This is a genomic window from Pseudomonas sp. McL0111 (assembly GCF_052567255.1).
On sequence record NZ_CP199585.1, the window covers coordinates 1,074,852 to 1,091,139 of the forward strand.

Consider the following 16,288-nt stretch of genomic DNA (forward strand, 5'->3'; position numbering starts at 1 on the left):
AATCAACGACTCACAGCAATCGCCTGGTTATTCATGATACGCGGAGTGAGAAATACCAGCAGCTCGGATTTTTTCTCCGAAACCACATCACGCCGGAAAAGGCGGCCAAGATACGGCACATCGCCAAGAAATGGCACCTTATCTACGACCTTGCTCTGAGTATTTGAGAAAACGCCACCAATCACGATGGTCTCGCCGTCGTTTACCAGCACCTTGGCGTTGACTTCGTTCTTCTTGATCGGCGGTACATCCTGGACTTTGTTCAGGTAATCCGGCTCATCCTTGGTGACCTTGACCTCCATGATGATGCGGTTGTCCGGAGTGATCTGCGGCGTCACTTCCAGTGACAGCGAAGCCTCCTTGAACGACACCGACGTGGCGCCGCTGGAGCTGGCTTCCTGATAGGGAATCTCGGTGCCTTTCAGGATCTTCGCGGTTTCCTTGTCGGAGGTGACCACCTTCGGCTGCGAGACGATTTCGCCGTTGCCGGTTTTTTCCATGGCGGTCAGTTCAAGGTCGAGCAGCACGTTGTCAGTGATGAACGCGATACCGATACCGGAGGTATTACCGATCGTGCCCATGTCGACGAACGGCGAATTGGTGCTGGTGCTGCCCGGCGTGCCAATTGTCGATGAGGTGCCATTACTGACCCCGGAAGTGTTCCAGTTGCCCTTGTTCTGGATCGAACCGCCCCAGCGTACGCCGAGGCTCTTGTCGTAATCGACGTTGGCTTCGACGATCCGCGCCTCGATCATCACCTGACGCACCGGAATATCCAGTTGCGCCACAATCCGCCGCAGTTCGTCGAGGCGATCCTGAGTCTGGTAGGCAATGATGTTGTTGGTTCGCTCATCGACGGTAATCGAACCACGCTCGTCGACTTTCGCCTCGGCACTGGTCACTGACTGGAACAGTTTGGCGATGTCGGCAGCCTTGGCGTAGTTCACTTGCAACAGCTCGCGGCGCAGCGGCGCCAGCTCGGCGATCTGCTTTTGCGATTCCAGTTCCTGGCGCTCACGGGCGGCGATTTCGTCTGCCGGAGCGACCAGCAACACATTGCCAATCTTGCGCTTGTCGAGACCTTTGGTTTTCAGCACCAGATCCAGCGCCTGATCCCACGGTACGTTTTGCAGACGCAAGGTGATGCCGCCCTGCACCGTGTCACTCGCCACCAGATTGAGGTTGGTGAAGTCGGCGATCAGTTGCAGTACCGAGCGCACATCGATGTCCTGGAAGTTCAGCGAGAGCTTCTCGCCGCTGTAGCTGTTGCGGTCGGCATTACGCTTCTGCAAGTCATCGACGGTCATCGGGCGGATGCTGACGGTCAGTTTGTTATCGGTCTGGAAGGTCGAGTAGTCGAACGTGCCGCTGGGCTCGACAGTAATAGTCGCTCGGTCCCCGCTCACCGCCGCATTGACGAACTGCACCGGGGTGGCGAAATCCTTGACGTCGAGGCGCACCCGCAGCTTTTCCGGCAGTTGCGTGCGGGCAAAGCTGAGGATGATCTTGCCGTCATGCTCCTGAATATCCGGGGCAATGGTCGGGTCCGACAGATCGATGATGACGTTACCTTCACCGGCAGTGCCACGCTGGAAATCCACGCCGCGAATCGCTTTGGCTGTGGGTACATAAGCTTTCACCGGGGCTGCGACCGGACGTGCTGCGGGGGGAGCTGGACGCGGCTTAGTCGCCGGAGCGCCCTGCCCGACCACGACGAACAGATTGTTACCTTCAACTCTGGTCGCATAGGGCGACAGCTGCGTCAGGCTGATGATCAGCCGCGTACGATCATTGGCCTCGACCACGGTGGCAGTACGGGCATTACCGCTGCCCAGCTCTCGGTTCTTGTTCGCCAACTGGCTGGCGACACCCGGCAGATCCAGGGCGATCCGCGCCGGGGATTCGGTGGTGTAACCCTTGGGTTGCGGCGGCGGGCTATCGAACGACAGCTTCAGTTCGACCCGATCCCCCGGCAACGCCGCGACATCGAGCGTCTTCAGATTGGCCGCCTGTACCATCGGCGACAGCAGCGCTATCCATAGCGAAAAACCGAGGGTGGAGAAAATCCTGTTCATTGTTCGACTTCCACTATGAGTGCTCTTTCAAAGGAATGGTGCGCGGACGCTCCAGCCAGGCGCCTTCGCCGTCGGGAACGATTTCGACCACCTCGACTTCCGAGGCGCTGATGGCGACGATGCGTCCATCGTTGCGCCCCAGGTAGTCGCCGACTTTCAGCCGATGCACCCCGCCCGCGCCACGCAACAGCGCAAAGGAGCCGGAGGCATTGGAGATCGTGCCGACCATTTCAAACTGTTCGATGTTGAAGCCTTCGAGGTATTGCTTGACCCGGTTGGGGTCGGGTTTGACGTTGCGCGAGCCGTGCTTCTGCCCGGCCAGATCGACCCGCACCTGACGCGAAAACGGGCTGCGCAGGTTGGCGGCGCTGTAGGTAAACGTCGGGTAGGAGTGGAATGTCGGCGTAGGCTCGATCTTGCCGGGCGGGCGCAGCCGCACCTCGTTCATATAGGCATCGAGATCGCTAAAATCATCGCCGCCGCCACAACCGCTCAGACCAAACAGCAGCATCGACAACACGAAATAACGGTTCGGGGTCATTTATCCAGCCCCTTGTCGTTATAGCGGTAGGTCTTGGCGAGGATGCTCATGCGCAACTTGGTGCCGCCGTCCGGACTGGCCGGTGCCAGCTCGAAATCGTGCAAGGTGACAATCCGCGGCAACCCGGCCACACCACTGACGAAGGTGGCGAGATCGTGATAGGAGCCGGTCACGGTGATCTGGATCGGCAGTTCAATGTAGAACGGCTGGGTGACTTCCGGCAGCAGCTTGATCTCCTCGAATTCGAGGCCGCTGCCCAGTCCGGTGCGGGTAATGTCCTCCAGCAGCCCCGGCACTTCGGTATCGCTGGGCAGTTGACGCAGGAGCACGCCGAAGGAGTTTTCCATTTCCTTCATCTGCTGGGTGTACAGCTCCAGGTTGGCCGACAGATGTGCCTTGCTCGCGAACTGCTCTTTCAGCGCGTCTTCCTCCAGACGCTTGAGCTGGAGCTGATCTTCCATGTCGCTGATGAAAAAGTTATAGCCAAGCGCCAACACCAGAATCATCAACAATCCGCCCGCCAGCGCTTTTACCGCCGCCGGCCAGGAGCCGATATTGCTGGTGTCCAGATCGCTGAAATCAATGTCGCGCAGGCTTTGCATCCATTCGGACGGCTTCATTTTTCAGCCTCCGTCAGAGGTGGCTGAGTCTGACGAACGGTCAGCTGGAATACATTGGCCTGATCCACCTGACCGGCGGTAGTCGCCTTCACCTCGTTGAGACTCGGTGCATCGAACCAGTCGGAAGCGTCCAGATTGCGCATCAGTTCCGAGACCCGATTGTTCGACTCCGCCGCGCCGCTGATCGAAATCGTCTTGCCGGCCATTTTCACGCTGGTGAAATACACCCCGTCCGGCAGCGTGCGCGCCAGTTGATCGAAGATCCGCCCGCTGATCTGCCGGTTGCCCTGCAGGTCCTGGATGATGCGCATGCGCTCAACCAGTTGCTGACGGCGCGATTTGAGTTCGCTGATCTGCTTGATCCGTTCGTCGACCACCGCAATCTGTTTGCCGATGTAGGCGTTGCGCGCTGCTTGCCGCTCAATGGCGGCGCTGATGATCTGATCGGCGATAAACACCGCGCCCACCGAACCGACCACGACACCCGTCAGGATCAGCAGGAAGCGTTTGCGCCGCTCTTCGCGACGTTCTTCGCGCCAGGGTAAAAGGTTGATCCGCGCCATCAGTCGAAACTCCTGAGCGCGAGCCCGCAGGCAATCATCAGGGCCGGCGCGTCACTGGCCAGGGCCCCGGCGTTGACCTTGCTGCTCAAGGCCATGTCGGCGAACGGGTTGGCGACCTGAGTCGGGGTCGCCAAACGCTGTTCGATCAGGCGATCCAGTCCCGGCACCGACGCGGTGCCGCCAGCCAGCAGAATGTGATCGACCGCGTTGTATTGCCCGGAGGCGAAGAAGAACTGTAAAGAACGCGATACTTGCTGAACCAGCGCCTCGCGAAACGGCTGCAAGACCTCGCTGACATAGTCGTCCGGCAGACCGCCCTGCTTCTTCGCCAGCCCGGCCTGCTCGACGGTCAGGCCATAGCGTCGCTGAATCTCTTCAGTGAGTTGGCGGCCACCGAACAGTTGTTCGCGGGCATAGATGATTCGGCCGTTGTGCAGGACGCTGAGGGTGGTCATGGTCGCGCCGATGTCCACCACCGCCACAGTCAGACGCTCTTGCGAGGCCGCCAACTGGCCGGCGAGCAGGCCGAACGAGCGCTCCAGCGCATAAGCCTCGACGTCCACCACCCGTGCCGTCAAACCGGCGAGCGCCAATGCGGCCTCTCGGACTTCGACGTTTTCCTTGCGACAGGCGGCCAGCAGCACGTTGACCCGTTCCGGGTTGCGCGGCGATACGCCCTGGACTTCGAAATCGATGGCGACTTCGTCCAGAGGATAGGGAATGTACTGATCGGCTTCGATCTTGAGCTGGTTTTCCAGTTCGTCGTCGGAAAGTCCGGCGTCCATCTCGATGACCTTGGTGATCACCGCAGAACCCGCGACAGCCACCGCCACGCTCTTGAGCCCGGTGCGCGCCTTGACCAGCACCCGCGACAGCGCCTGACCGACGCCTTCAAGCTCGGCGATGTTCTTTTCGACCACGGCATTCGCCGGCAACGGCTCTACCGCGTAGGCCTCGACCCGGTAGCGGTCACCCTGACGGCTCAGTTCCAGCAGCTTCACCGAGGTGGAGCTGATGTCGATCCCCAGTAACGTTTTGGTCTTTTTATTGAAGAGTCCTAGCACTACCAATTCCCTATGACTTTCCGTGAGTTACGGACTCTGTAATGCGCATTGCGTTCCCTGGCCCCGTCTTGACAGCAGCGCAAATGACGCCCCCGGCGGAAAAATGCTTATAATGCCCAGCGATTTTTTCCGCTGTTTACTGCCGGCGCGGGCCGTTCCTCATGTAGCCGCAACCCCGTCGCCAAATTCATTCTTTGCCCTGGATGTCCAAACGCCTTGATTCGTCTGCTGAAATTTTTCGGTTGGTCCATCGTCGCCGTTTTCTGCGGACTGCTTTTAGGTCTCAGCGGCGCCTATCTTTACCTTAGTCCGGGTTTGCCCTCTGTGGAGGCGCTGAGAAGCATTCAGTTGCAGATTCCCCTCCGGGTCTACAGCAGCGATAACAAGTTGATCGCAGAGTTTGGCGAAATGCGCCGTACTCCGATCCGTTTCGCCGACATTCCGCCCAATTTCATTAATGCGTTACTAAGTGCTGAAGACGACAATTTCGCCAACCACTATGGCGTTGATCCGAGCAGCCTGATGCGCGCCGCGACCCAACTGGTCAAAAGCGGACACATTCAGTCCGGCGGCAGCACCATCACCATGCAGGTGGCGAAGAACTTCTTCCTGACCAGCGAACGCAGCTTCTCGCGCAAAACCACTGAAATTCTTCTGGCCCTACAGATCGAACGTCAGCTGACCAAGGACGAAATCCTTGAGCTGTACGTCAACAAGATCTATCTGGGTAACCGCGCCTACGGCATCGAGGCGGCGGCGCAGGTGTATTACGGCAAGTCGATCCGTGACATCACCCTCGCGCAGATGGCGATGATCGCCGGCCTGCCGAAAGCCCCGTCGCGCTTCAACCCGCTGGCCAACCCGGCGCGCAGTAAAGAACGGCGCGACTGGATTCTCGGCCGCATGTACAAGCTCGGAAAAATCACCGAAGCCGACTACACCACCGCGATCAATGAGCCGCTGAACGCCAGCTATCACGTACCGACGCCGGAAGTGAACGCGCCGTACATCGCCGAGATGGCCCGTGCCGAAATGGTCGGCCGCTACGGCAGCGACGCCTACACCGAAGGTTTCCGCGTCACCACCACGGTGCCGAGCAACCTCCAGGAAATGGCCAACACCGCGCTGCACGAAGGCCTGATGACCTACGATCAGCGCCACGGTTATCGCGGCCCGGAATCGCGCCTGCCGGGTAAAACCCATGAAGCCTGGGCCAGTGAGCTGACCAAACAACGCACGATCAGCAGCCTCGAACCGGCAATCGTCACGCAAGTCGACAAGAATGGCCTGCAAGTGCTGACCCGCACCGGCGAAGAACACGTCGCCTGGGACACGATGAAATGGGCCCGTCCGTTCCTTAATACCAACAGCATGGGCGCGGCACCGCGTCAGCCGTCGGATGTGGCGCAGATCGGCGATTTGGTTCGCGTACAGCGTCAGCCGAACAATTCGCTGAAGTTCAGTCAGATTCCGCAGGCGCAAGGTGCGCTGGTCTCGCTGGACCCGCAGAACGGTGCAATCCGCTCGCTGGTCGGCGGTTTTGCTTTCGAGCAGAGCAACTACAACCGCGCGATGCAGGCCAAGCGTCAGCCGGGTTCGAGCTTCAAGCCGTTCGTCTATAGCGCTGCACTGGATAACGGCTACACCGCCGCCACACTGGTCAACGACGCGCCGATCGTGTTTGTCGACGAGTACCTGGACAAGGTCTGGCGTCCGAAGAACGACACCAACACCTTCCTCGGCCCGATCCGTCTGCGTGAAGCGCTGTACAAGTCGCGTAACCTGGTGTCGATCCGCCTGTTGCAAGCGATGGGCGTCGGCAAGACCATCGATTACATCACCCGCTTCGGTTTCAACAAGCAGGACCTGCCGCCAAACCTGTCGCTGGCGCTGGGCACTGCAACCCTGACGCCGATGGAGATTGCCACTGGCTGGAGCGCCTTCGCCAACGGTGGCTTCAAGATCACCCCGTACATCATCGACAAGATCGAAAGCCGTAACGGTGACACGCTGTTCGTCGCCAACCCGCCGACCGTACCGCAAGGTATCTCGGCCACCGATGGCTTCGCAGCGCCTGCCAGCCAACCGATTACCGTCAACGCCGCGCCGGTACCGGGTGAAGCCCCGGGCAGCGCCGCCGCACCGCAAACCCCGGCAGTGGCTGAGCGGATTGTCGATGGTCGTACCACCTACATCCTCAACAGCATGTTGCAGGACGTGATCAAGCTCGGCACCGGTCGTCGTGCACTGGCCATGGGCCGCAGCGACATCGCCGGTAAAACCGGTACTACCAACGAATCGAAGGATGCGTGGTTCTCCGGTTACAACGCCGATTACGTGACCACGGTCTGGACCGGTTTCGATCAACCGGAAAGCCTCGGTCGCCGCGAGTTCGGTGGCACCGTGGCGCTGCCGATCTGGATGAACTACATGTCGGCAGCACTGAAAGACAAGCCACCGCATGTTCAGCCGGAGCCGGAAGGTCTGTTGAGCTTGCGGGTTGACCCGGTGAGCGGCCGTGCGGCGTCGCCAAGCACGCCGGGCGCGTACTTCGAGCTGTTCAAGTCGGAAGATACGCCGCCATCGGTGAATGAGCTGGGTAACGGCGTAGCGCCAGGCAGCCCGCTGCCCGCGGATGATCAGGCGCCGATCGATCTGTTCTGATACCTCGCCACTGAAAAGCCCCGCCTTCGTGAGAAGTGCAGGGCTTTTTTATGCCTATGGTTTTACGGTGATTCGACTGGCCTCATCGCCAGCAGGCTAGCTCCCACAGGGAGCAATGCGCAGCACCAAAAAACTGTGGGAGCCAGCCTGCTGGCGATGAGGCCATTACCAGCACCACAAATACTTCAGGCACAAAAAAGCCCCGACTCATAACGAGCCGGGGCTTCTGCTTGAAGCGCTACAACGACTTAGCCGTTGAACACGTCATCCACGCTTTTCAGCGGGTAGTTCTTCGGATACGGCAGGGTTGCCACACCGGTCTCGATTGCGGCTTTGGCCACAGCATCGGAGATCAGGGTGATCAGGCGCTTGTCCATTGGCTTCGGAATGATGTACTCACGACCGAATTCCAGCGGAGCACCGCCGTAGGCATCGCACACGTCCTGAGGAACAGGCAGCTTGGCCAGTTCACGCAGTGCGTTGGCCGCTGCCACTTTCATTTCTTCGTTGATGCGCTTGGCGCGAACGTCCAGAGCACCACGGAAGATGAACGGGAAGCCCAGAACGTTGTTGACCTGGTTCGGGTAGTCCGAACGGCCGGTGGCCATGATCACGTCGTTACGGGTGGCGTGCGCCAGTTCCGGGGAGATTTCCGGGTCTGGGTTCGAGCATGCGAAGACGATCGGGTTGGCCGCCATCGACAGCAGGCCTTCAGCGCTCAGCAGGTTCGGACCGGACAGGCCGACGAACACGTCAGCACCTTGCAGAGCGTCTGCCAGAGTGCGTTTTTCGGTCGCGTGAGCGAACACCGCTTTGTACTGGTTCAGGTCGTCACGGCCGGAGTGGATCACGCCGGTACGGTCAACCATGAAGATGTTTTCGATGCGTGCGCCCATGCTCACCAGCAGTTTCATGCAGGAGATGGCGGCAGCGCCGGCGCCCAGGCAGACGATCTTGGCGTCAGCGAGGGTTTTGCCTGCGATTTCCAGAGCGTTGATCATGCCCGCAGCGGTCACGATAGCGGTGCCGTGCTGGTCATCGTGGAATACCGGAATGTCGCACTGCTCGATCAGAGCACGTTCGATCTCAAAGCACTCAGGTGCCTTGATGTCTTCCAGGTTGATACCACCGAAGGTGATGGAAATGCGTTTTACGGTGTCGATGAAGGCTTGCGGGCTTTCGGAATCGACTTCGATGTCGAAAACGTCGATGCCGGCGAAGCGCTTGAACAGTACGCCTTTACCTTCCATCACTGGCTTGGAAGCCAATGGGCCGAGGTTACCCAGGCCGAGAATCGCGGTGCCATCGGAAATGACTGCAACCAGGTTGCCCTTGCCGGTGTATTTGTAGGCCAGTTCAGGATCGCGAGCGATCTCACGCACTGGTTCAGCTACGCCGGGGCTGTAGGCCAGCGACAAGTCGCGAGCGGTAGCAGTGGCCTTGGTGAGCTCGACACTCAGCTTCCCTGGACGAGGATTGGCATGATATTCGAGAGCGGCAGTTTTCAGATCAGACATTTTGGCATTCCGCTTTTTACTGTTGGACAGACTGGTCAGCGAGGATACGCGCCTCGCAAAGTCCCCACAAGACTGAGCGGTCACCCCTGTCAAGCGCCCTGTCCTACGACTTTGGGCCAAGAGCCACGGCGCACAAGGGCTAGACTGTTCACAATCGATAGAAAAAATGTCTACAATTTTTTCTTCAGCGAGCGCTTTGCAGCATCGACGGATCAGTCAGTGGCAACAACCAGCGTGGCTGGTCCGGATTCAATCCACCACGTCGCGAACGGTCGACGATCCAGCCGCGAGCCTCGATCTGCTTGCCCTTCAGCGCCTGCAATCGAGCACTGTCGAATTGCCCAAGCAGATTGGGTGCAACGCGCAGTACAAGCGAGTCCTGCAACTCGATCCAGATTCCACCTCGATTGCGTTGAACCTTGCTCACGCGCCCACTGACCACGGCAAAACCGGAAGCGTTGATCTGCTGCGCTTTCAGTACAGGAGACTGACGCCAAATGCCGCGACCGGCCTGCCGCGCATCGCGCTCAGCGGCTTGCTGGCAGGCGACAAGATCGACATTGGGCGCGACCGCAACCTGAAAACCCAGGCCGTCGGCGAGCATTTGCGCTTCGAGATTGGCCCCGCTGGCGCTATAGACATGCGCCAGCGTGCGCCCGTAATGGTCTTTGGCTTGCTTGCCCGGCTGAATGCCGACGCGGCCGCCGCTGTCGGCCACCAGTGCTTCCAGGCGCTTGCGCGCAGCAACCGCGAACGGTTCGTCGCTACGACCCTGCCTGCCCAGTTCCGGGGTATTGAGGCCGATCATCCGCACACTGCGCCCGTCGCTCAGGCGCAAGGTGTCGCCATCGACCACGCGTTGCACCGTGACGCTGCTCAGCCCGACAGGCGCCGGACAGAACGCCTGAGCGCCGGACAGCCAAACCGCGGACACAAAAAAGGCGCCCGCAAGGGACGCCTTTTTCAGCAACGAGGAAAAGCCCATCGGGCCTTTCAACCTTACTCTGCAGCAGCAGCAGGTTTCTTGCCGAAAGCACCGAAACGGTCTGCGAAGCGCTGAACGCGGCCGCCAGTGTCCAGAGTCTTTTGCTTACCGGTGTAGAACGGGTGGCATTCGTTGCACACGTCGATTGGCAGAGCTTTGCCGAAAGTCGAACGGGTTTCGAACTTGTTGCCACAGCTGCAGGTAACAGCGATGACTGGGTATTCTGGATGGATATCAGCTTTCATGATGAATTCCTCAGGCTAGCGTGCCGCCACCCAACACTATTGTTGAATACCGCACGTAATTAGGCCGCGGATTCTACCAGACAATGTCAATCGCGCAAGCTGTCCCTCAAACCGGTCGTCTGCTAGGCTCCCGACCCATTGCGCGATCCCTGTAGGAGTGAGCCTGCTCGCGATGGCGGTGTGTCATTGAGTTATCTGTAGCTGACCAACCGCTTCACGAGCACGCTCGCTCCCACAAGTTGTGTGTCATGCCATCCATTGTTTGTTGATCGAGATCCCCCCGCGTGCCCGACGCCATTCTGCGCCTCGCCCTGCCTTCGCCCCTGCGCCGCCTGTTCGACTATCGCGCGCCGGCCGGCGTGCTGCGCTCCCAATTGCAGCCGGGCATGCGCTTGCGGGTGCCGTTCGGCCGTCGGGAGATGATCGGGATTCTGGTCGAAGTCACCGACACCAGCGAAGTGCCGGTGGAGAAGCTCAAGCCGGCACTGGCCCTGCTCGATGCCACCCCGCCGCTGCCACCTGCGCTGTTCAAACTGTGCCTGTGGACTTCCCAGTATTACCAGCACAGCCTTGGCGACACCTTGAGCTGGGCGCTGCCGGTATTGCTGCGCCAAGGCGAACTGGCCGAGGCCCGGCAGGAACGCTTCTGGTCGATCGCACCCGGCGCCAGCCTCGATGACCCGCGCGTCGCCCGCGCACCTCGTCAGCGTGAAGCCTTGGCGACCCTGGCCCAGCATCCGCACGGCGTGCCCCATCAGTTGCTGAGCAAACTGATGCTGAGCAAAGACAGCCTCGATCTGCTGCTGGCCAAGGATCTGGTGCAAGTGGAAGTACGCCGCCATGCACCGGGCGTGCGCCACGAGCATTGGCTGGCGCAGCCGGAACTGCCACTGAACGCCGAACAACGCGCTGCGTATGAAGCGATCCGCGCAGGTTTCGACAGCTATCACGCGTTCCTGCTGGCGGGTGTCACCGGCAGCGGCAAAACCGAAGTCTATTTGCAGTTGATCCGCGAAACACTTGAGGCCGGCAAGCAGGCGCTGGTGCTGATTCCCGAAATCAACCTCGGGCCGCAGACTCTGGCGCGCTTCGAACAGCGCTTCAATGCGCGTATCGCCTTGCTGCACTCGGCGGTCAACGACCGCGAACGCCTCGACGCCTGGCTCGCTGCCCGCGATGGCGAGGCCGACATTATTATCGGCACCCGTTCGGCGCTGTTCACCCCGATGAAAAACCCCGGGCTGATCATCATCGACGAAGAGCACGACGGCTCTTATAAACAGCAGGAAGGCCTGCGCTATCACGCCCGTGATCTGGCGCTGGTGCGGGCGCGGCAGGAAAACATCCCGATTGTCCTCGGCTCGGCGACGCCTTCGCTGGAAAGTCTGCACAACGCCTACACCGGGCGTTATGGCCTGCTGCGCCTGAACGAGCGCGCTGGTGGCGCCAAGCAACCGCGCTTCCTGCGCCTCGATGTGAAAAGCCGTCCGCTGGACAGCGGCATTTCCGGGCCGATGCAACAAGCCATCGGCCAGACCCTCGCCAATGGCCAGCAGGTTTTGGTGTTCCTCAACCGCCGTGGTTTTGCGCCGACCCTGCTCTGTCACGATTGCGGCTGGATGTCCGAGTGTTCGCGCTGCGATGCACGGATGACCGTACACCAGCGGCATGGCGAGTTGCGCTGCCACCATTGCGGCTACGTCGAACGCGTGCCGCGCCAGTGCCCGAAATGCAACAAGGTCGATCTGCGCCCGGTAGGCGCCGGCACTGAACGTGCCGAGGAGCGCCTGTCGATTCTGTTTCCGGATTACCCGGTGCTGCGGGTCGACCGCGACAGCACGTCGCGCAAGGACGCGATGAATAAGCTGTTCGCCACCATTCAAAAGGGCGAGCCGTGCATTCTGGTCGGCACACAGATGTTGGCCAAAGGGCACCACTTTCCGCGAGTGACGCTGGTGTCGATCCTCGATGCCGACGGCGGGCTGTTCTCCGGCGACTTCCGCGCCAGCGAGCGCATGGCGCAACTGATTGTCCAGGTCGCCGGCCGCGCCGGACGGGCGGAAGAGCCGGGCAAGGTGATCATTCAGACGCATCTGGCCGACCATCCTTTATTGGTGCAATTGACCGAACAGGGTTATTTCGCCTTCGCCGAACAGGCCCTGAGCGAGCGCCGCGCCGCCGGACTACCGCCGTTCGCCCATCTGGCGCTGCTGCGCGCCGAAGCGCACAAACCGGGGCAGGCCGAAGGTTTTCTCGATGAAGCGTGCAGCGAGGCTGAGCGTTTGCTGACCGAGCAGAATCTGAGCGGGATTGAATTGCTCGGGCCAGTGCCGGCGCCGATGGAGCGACGTGCCGGACGTTATCGTGCGCAGTTGCTGCTGCAGGCCACGGCCCGGGCGCCGCTGCATCGGTTGCTGGCCAGCTGGTTGCTGGTGCTGGAGCAGATGCCGAGCGGGCGCGCGGTGCGCTGGTCGCTGGATGTTGATCCCGTCGACCTGTACTGATTTGAAGATCGCCTTCGCGAGCAAGCTCGCTCCCACAGGTGAATGCATTTCCATGTGGGAGCGAGCTTGCTCGCGAATTCGCCCTATTTGTCACCACATATCCATAACCTGCCTGCTAAGGTTGGCAAGCCCGTCTTCGCAACGGATAATGCCCAGTTTTTCCACCCGCGCATCGATGCGCCGCCGCGCTTGCGGTCGAAAGAGAAGACCATGAAAGACACCATTCGCCAGCTGATCCAACAAGCCATCACCCAACTCGTCAACGAAGGTGTGTTGCCTGAAGGCCTGTCGCCGGCGATCCAGGTGGAAAATGCCCGTGACAAGACTCACGGCGATTTCGCCAGCAACATCGCCATGATGCTGGCCAAGCCTGCGGGCATGAAGCCGCGCGATCTGGCGGAAAAAATCATCGCCGCGCTGCCGGCTGACGAGAACGTCACCAAGGCCGAAATCGCCGGCCCGGGCTTCATCAACTTCTTCCAGAACACCCAGGCTCTGGCCAGCCGTCTCGACGCGGCACTGGCCGACGAGCATATCGGCGTGCGCAAGGCTGGCCCGGTGCAGCGTACGGTGATCGACCTGTCGGCACCGAACCTGGCCAAAGAGATGCACGTCGGCCACTTGCGTTCGACCATCATCGGCGACGGCGTGGCCCGCGTACTCGAATTCCTCGGCGACGAAGTGATCCGTCAGAACCACGTGGGCGACTGGGGTACCCAGTTCGGCATGCTGATGGCGTACTTGCAGGAAAATCCGATCACCAGCGATGAGCTGTCCGATCTGGAAAACTTCTACCGCGCCGCCAAGCAGCGTTTCGATGAATCCGAAGAATTTGCCGACCGCGCCCGTGGTCTGGTGGTCAAGTTGCAGGCCGGCGACGCCGACTGCCTGGCGCTGTGGACCAAGTTCAAGGACATCTCGCTGTCGCACTGCCAGAAGATCTACGAACTGCTCAACGTCAAACTGACCATGGCCGACGTGATGGGCGAAAGCGCCTACAACGACGACCTGATCAACGTGGTCAACGACCTGAAAGCCGCCGGCATGCTGGTCGAAAGCAACGGCGCCCAGTGCGTGTTCCTCGACGAATTCAAGAACGCCGACGGCGACCCGCTGCCGGTGATCATCGTCAAGGCTGACGGCGGCTATCTGTACGCCACCACTGACCTGGCAGCCGTGCGCTATCGCAGCGGCAAACTGAAAGCTGATCGCGCGCTGTACTTCGTTGATCAGCGTCAGGCTCTGCACTTCCAGCAAGTGTTCGCCGTGGCGCGCAAGGCCGGTTTCGTGACCCATCCGATGGAAATGGAACACATGGGCTTCGGCACCATGAACGGCGCCGATGGCCGTCCATTCAAGACCCGTGATGGCGGCACCGTAAAGCTGATCGACCTGCTGACCGAAGCTCAGGAACGCGCCTACAACCTGGTGAAGGAAAAGAATCCTGATCTGGCTGAAGCCGACCTGCGCAACATCGCCAAAGTGGTGGGCATCGACTCGGTGAAATACGCCGACCTGTCCAAACACCGCGCCAGCGACTACAGCTTCAACTTCGACCTGATGCTGAACTTCGAAGGCAACACCGCGCCGTACCTGCTCTACGCTTACACCCGCGCTGCCGGTGTGTTCCGCAAACTGGGCAAGGACTTCAGCGAAGTTCAGGGCCAGATCGTGCTGGAAGCCGAGCTTGAGCAGGAACTGGGCGCCAAACTGGCTCAGTTCGGTGAAGTGCTGAACGGTGTGGCAGAAAAAGGCACGCCGCATATTCTTTGCACTTACCTGTACGACCTGGCCAGCCTGTTCTCCAGCTTCTACGAGAACTGCCCGATCCTCGCCGCCGACACCCCGGCCCAGATGCAAAGCCGTTTGCGCCTGACCGAGCTGACACGTCGCACCCTTAAACAAGGCCTGGAATTGCTCGGCCTGAAAGTTCTGGAGCAAATGTAAGTTGGCTGCCAAGAAAAAACCTGCACCCAAGCGTGGCGCCAGCCGTTACCAAGCTCCTGCGAAGCAACCGATCCCGGGTTGGCTGTGGATGGCCATCGGCCTGACGGTCGGCGCGTTCATCGTGTTCTTGATGAAGCTGGAGCCGGGCAAAGGCAGCGACACGGTCAAGCGTGAAAAGATCGAACAAGCGCAACAGCAGAAAGCGTCGAAAATCGCCGAGGCCAACAAGACTCCGCCGAGCCCGACGCAACCGGTGAAGCCGAAGTACGACTTCTACACCCTGTTGCCGGAATCGGAAGTGATCGTGCCGCCAGACGCCGTGCCGGAGAAAACCCTGCCGACGCCGCAAGTGCCGACAACGCCAGTCACCCCGGCGGAGGCCGCGAAGATTGACACTGCGCGGGCTCAGGCTGCGCTGTCGGGCATTACTCCGCCGCCAGCACCTCCGGTGGCGAAAGCGGCGCCAGTGACCAAGTTTTTCCTCCAGGCCGGTTCGTTCCGCAAAGAGGCGGATGCGGATAAGGTGAGGGCGCAGATCATTCTGCTCGGTCAAGCGGTGGCGGTTGAGTCGGGCACGGTCAAGGATGAAACCTGGTATCGCGTTCTGGTCGGCCCGTTCAGCAACCGCGAACAACTGACCACCGCCCAGAAACAACTGGCCGGCAGCGGCTTCAGCAACCTGTTGTTACAACAACGCCAGAGCCGCTGATTCTCCTAAGTCGCTCACTCTTCAGAAGTGAGCGGCAATCCTGTGGTGAGGGGATTTATCCCCGTTGGGTCGCGAAGCGGCCCTGAAACCTGCAATTGCGGTACGTCAGAAACAGTGCAAACGGTGGTTTCACGACTGCTGCGCAGCCGAACGGGGATAAATCCCCTCGCCACACTCATCACACACCATTCGTCTCCCGCCGCGCTTACTGGTTGAAATCCTCTCCACCACCCCCATATGAATGGGCATAAGGCATTTTCGCCCCGCTGCGTGGAGACTCTTCCCTTGACCACCATCGTTTCAGTTCGCCGCCACGGCAAAGTCGTCATGGGCGGCGACGGCCAGGTTTCTCTCGGCAACACCGTGATGAAAGGCAACGCGAAAAAAGTTCGTCGCCTGTACCACGGTCAGGTCATCGCCGGTTTTGCCGGTGCCACCGCCGACGCCTTTACCCTCTTCGAACGTTTCGAAGGCCAGCTGGAAAAACATCAGGGTCACCTGGTCCGCGCCGCTGTCGAACTCGCCAAAGAATGGCGTACCGACCGCTCGCTCAGCCGCCTCGAAGCCATGCTCGCCGTCGCCAACAAAGACGCCTCGCTGATCATCACCGGCAACGGTGACGTGGTCGAACCGGAAAACGGCCTGATCGCCATGGGCTCCGGCGGCGGCTACGCTCAGGCAGCGGCCAGCGCCCTGCTGAAAAAGACCGATCTGTCGGCCCGGGAAATCGTCGAAACCGCCCTCGGTATCGCCGCCGACATCTGTGTATTTACCAACCACACCCAGACCATTGAGGAGCAGGATCTCGCTGAAGAAGCCTGATACGGCCCTGTGCCACGGCTTTTTTCTGCTTG

The 16,288-nt window shown here is 60.3% G+C and carries 13 protein-coding genes; 5 read left to right on the forward strand and 8 right to left on the reverse strand.

The features are described from left to right. Positions 1-2: 2 nt before the first annotated feature. Genes pilQ through ACTWLJ_RS04885 form a run of 5 tightly spaced genes read right to left on the reverse strand, consistent with a single transcriptional unit; the run spans position 3 to position 4,863 of the window. Positions 3-2,075, reverse strand: coding sequence for a type IV pilus secretin PilQ (gene pilQ, locus ACTWLJ_RS04865; protein WP_445180071.1), 2,073 nt, complete (start codon positions 2,073-2,075; stop codon positions 3-5). A gap of 13 nt (positions 2,076-2,088) precedes the next feature. Beyond that, complete coding sequence (locus ACTWLJ_RS04870) at positions 2,089-2,616, reverse strand: pilus assembly protein PilP (RefSeq protein ID WP_401220913.1); 528 nt, start codon at positions 2,614-2,616, stop codon at positions 2,089-2,091. Continuing rightward, positions 2,613-3,236 carry a type 4a pilus biogenesis protein PilO gene (pilO, locus tag ACTWLJ_RS04875; protein WP_445180072.1) on the reverse strand — a complete coding sequence of 208 codons (624 nt, stop codon included), beginning with the start codon at positions 3,234-3,236 and terminating at the stop codon, positions 2,613-2,615. The genes ACTWLJ_RS04870 and pilO overlap by 4 nt, the downstream gene beginning before the upstream one ends. Beyond that, positions 3,233-3,799, reverse strand: coding sequence for a PilN domain-containing protein (locus tag ACTWLJ_RS04880; RefSeq protein WP_445180073.1), 567 nt, complete (start codon positions 3,797-3,799; stop codon positions 3,233-3,235). Before ACTWLJ_RS04880 ends, pilO begins: the two co-directional genes overlap by 4 nt. Next, positions 3,799-4,863, reverse strand: a complete 1,065-nt coding sequence (locus ACTWLJ_RS04885) for a pilus assembly protein PilM (RefSeq protein WP_445180074.1) — start codon at positions 4,861-4,863, stop codon at positions 3,799-3,801. Before ACTWLJ_RS04885 ends, ACTWLJ_RS04880 begins: the two co-directional genes overlap by 1 nt. Positions 4,864-5,079: 216 nt before the next feature. Between ACTWLJ_RS04885 and ACTWLJ_RS04890 the strand changes: the two genes are divergently transcribed. Next, positions 5,080-7,527 (forward strand): penicillin-binding protein 1A, encoded by a 2,448-nt coding sequence (locus ACTWLJ_RS04890; RefSeq protein ID WP_445180075.1) that lies wholly within the window; start codon positions 5,080-5,082, stop codon positions 7,525-7,527. A 248-nt stretch (positions 7,528-7,775) separates the two neighbouring features. On the opposite strand, the gene ACTWLJ_RS04895 is transcribed toward ACTWLJ_RS04890, so the two are convergent. From ACTWLJ_RS04895 to rpmE, 3 genes are all read right to left on the reverse strand, one after another. Beyond that, a complete protein-coding gene (locus ACTWLJ_RS04895; protein ID WP_445180076.1) occupies positions 7,776-9,044 on the reverse strand; it encodes a malic enzyme-like NAD(P)-binding protein in 1,269 nt (422 codons plus the stop codon). A 184-nt stretch (positions 9,045-9,228) separates the two neighbouring features. Then, the gene (locus ACTWLJ_RS04900; protein WP_445180077.1) at positions 9,229-10,029 is read right to left on the reverse strand and encodes a thermonuclease family protein; all 801 of its coding nucleotides are present in this window, start codon (positions 10,027-10,029) and stop codon (positions 9,229-9,231) included. 14 nt (positions 10,030-10,043) lie between these two features. Continuing rightward, a complete protein-coding gene (rpmE, locus tag ACTWLJ_RS04905) occupies positions 10,044-10,274 on the reverse strand; it encodes a 50S ribosomal protein L31 (protein ID WP_401219621.1) in 231 nt (76 codons plus the stop codon). Between the two features lie 284 nt (positions 10,275-10,558). On the opposite strand from rpmE, the gene ACTWLJ_RS04910 reads away from it, so the two are divergent. The 4 genes from ACTWLJ_RS04910 (at position 10,559) to hslV (ending at position 16,256) form a co-directional block, all read left to right on the forward strand. Then, positions 10,559-12,778: a primosomal protein N' gene (locus tag ACTWLJ_RS04910; protein WP_445180078.1), complete on the forward strand. Its 2,220-nt coding sequence runs from the start codon at positions 10,559-10,561 to the stop codon at positions 12,776-12,778. 210 nt (positions 12,779-12,988) lie between these two features. Further along, entirely contained in the window at positions 12,989-14,725 is a 1,737-nt protein-coding gene (gene argS, locus ACTWLJ_RS04915) for an arginine--tRNA ligase (RefSeq protein ID WP_445180079.1), read from the forward strand. A 1-nt stretch (position 14,726) separates the two neighbouring features. After that, positions 14,727-15,434 (forward strand): SPOR domain-containing protein, encoded by a 708-nt coding sequence (locus ACTWLJ_RS04920; protein ID WP_401219613.1) that lies wholly within the window; start codon positions 14,727-14,729, stop codon positions 15,432-15,434. Positions 15,435-15,719: 285 nt separating this feature from the next. Next, positions 15,720-16,256 carry an ATP-dependent protease subunit HslV gene (hslV, locus tag ACTWLJ_RS04925; protein ID WP_401219611.1) on the forward strand — a complete coding sequence of 179 codons (537 nt, stop codon included), beginning with the start codon at positions 15,720-15,722 and terminating at the stop codon, positions 16,254-16,256. Positions 16,257-16,288 lie beyond the last annotated feature (32 nt).

Coding starts and splice junctions, on each gene's coding strand:
- pilQ (WP_445180071.1), bottom strand. CDS start 2,075: ATGAACAGGATTTTCTCCACCCTCGGTTTTTCGCTATGGATAGCGCTG.
- argS (WP_445180079.1), top strand. CDS start 12,989: ATGAAAGACACCATTCGCCAGCTGATCCAACAAGCCATCACCCAACTC.
- ACTWLJ_RS04870 (WP_401220913.1), bottom strand. CDS start 2,616: ATGACCCCGAACCGTTATTTCGTGTTGTCGATGCTGCTGTTTGGTCTG.
- ACTWLJ_RS04895 (WP_445180076.1), bottom strand. CDS start 9,044: ATGTCTGATCTGAAAACTGCCGCTCTCGAATATCATGCCAATCCTCGT.
- pilO (WP_445180072.1), bottom strand. CDS start 3,236: ATGAAGCCGTCCGAATGGATGCAAAGCCTGCGCGACATTGATTTCAGC.
- ACTWLJ_RS04900 (WP_445180077.1), bottom strand. CDS start 10,029: ATGGGCTTTTCCTCGTTGCTGAAAAAGGCGTCCCTTGCGGGCGCCTTT.
- ACTWLJ_RS04880 (WP_445180073.1), bottom strand. CDS start 3,799: ATGGCGCGGATCAACCTTTTACCCTGGCGCGAAGAACGTCGCGAAGAG.
- rpmE (WP_401219621.1), bottom strand. CDS start 10,274: ATGAAAGCTGATATCCATCCAGAATACCCAGTCATCGCTGTTACCTGC.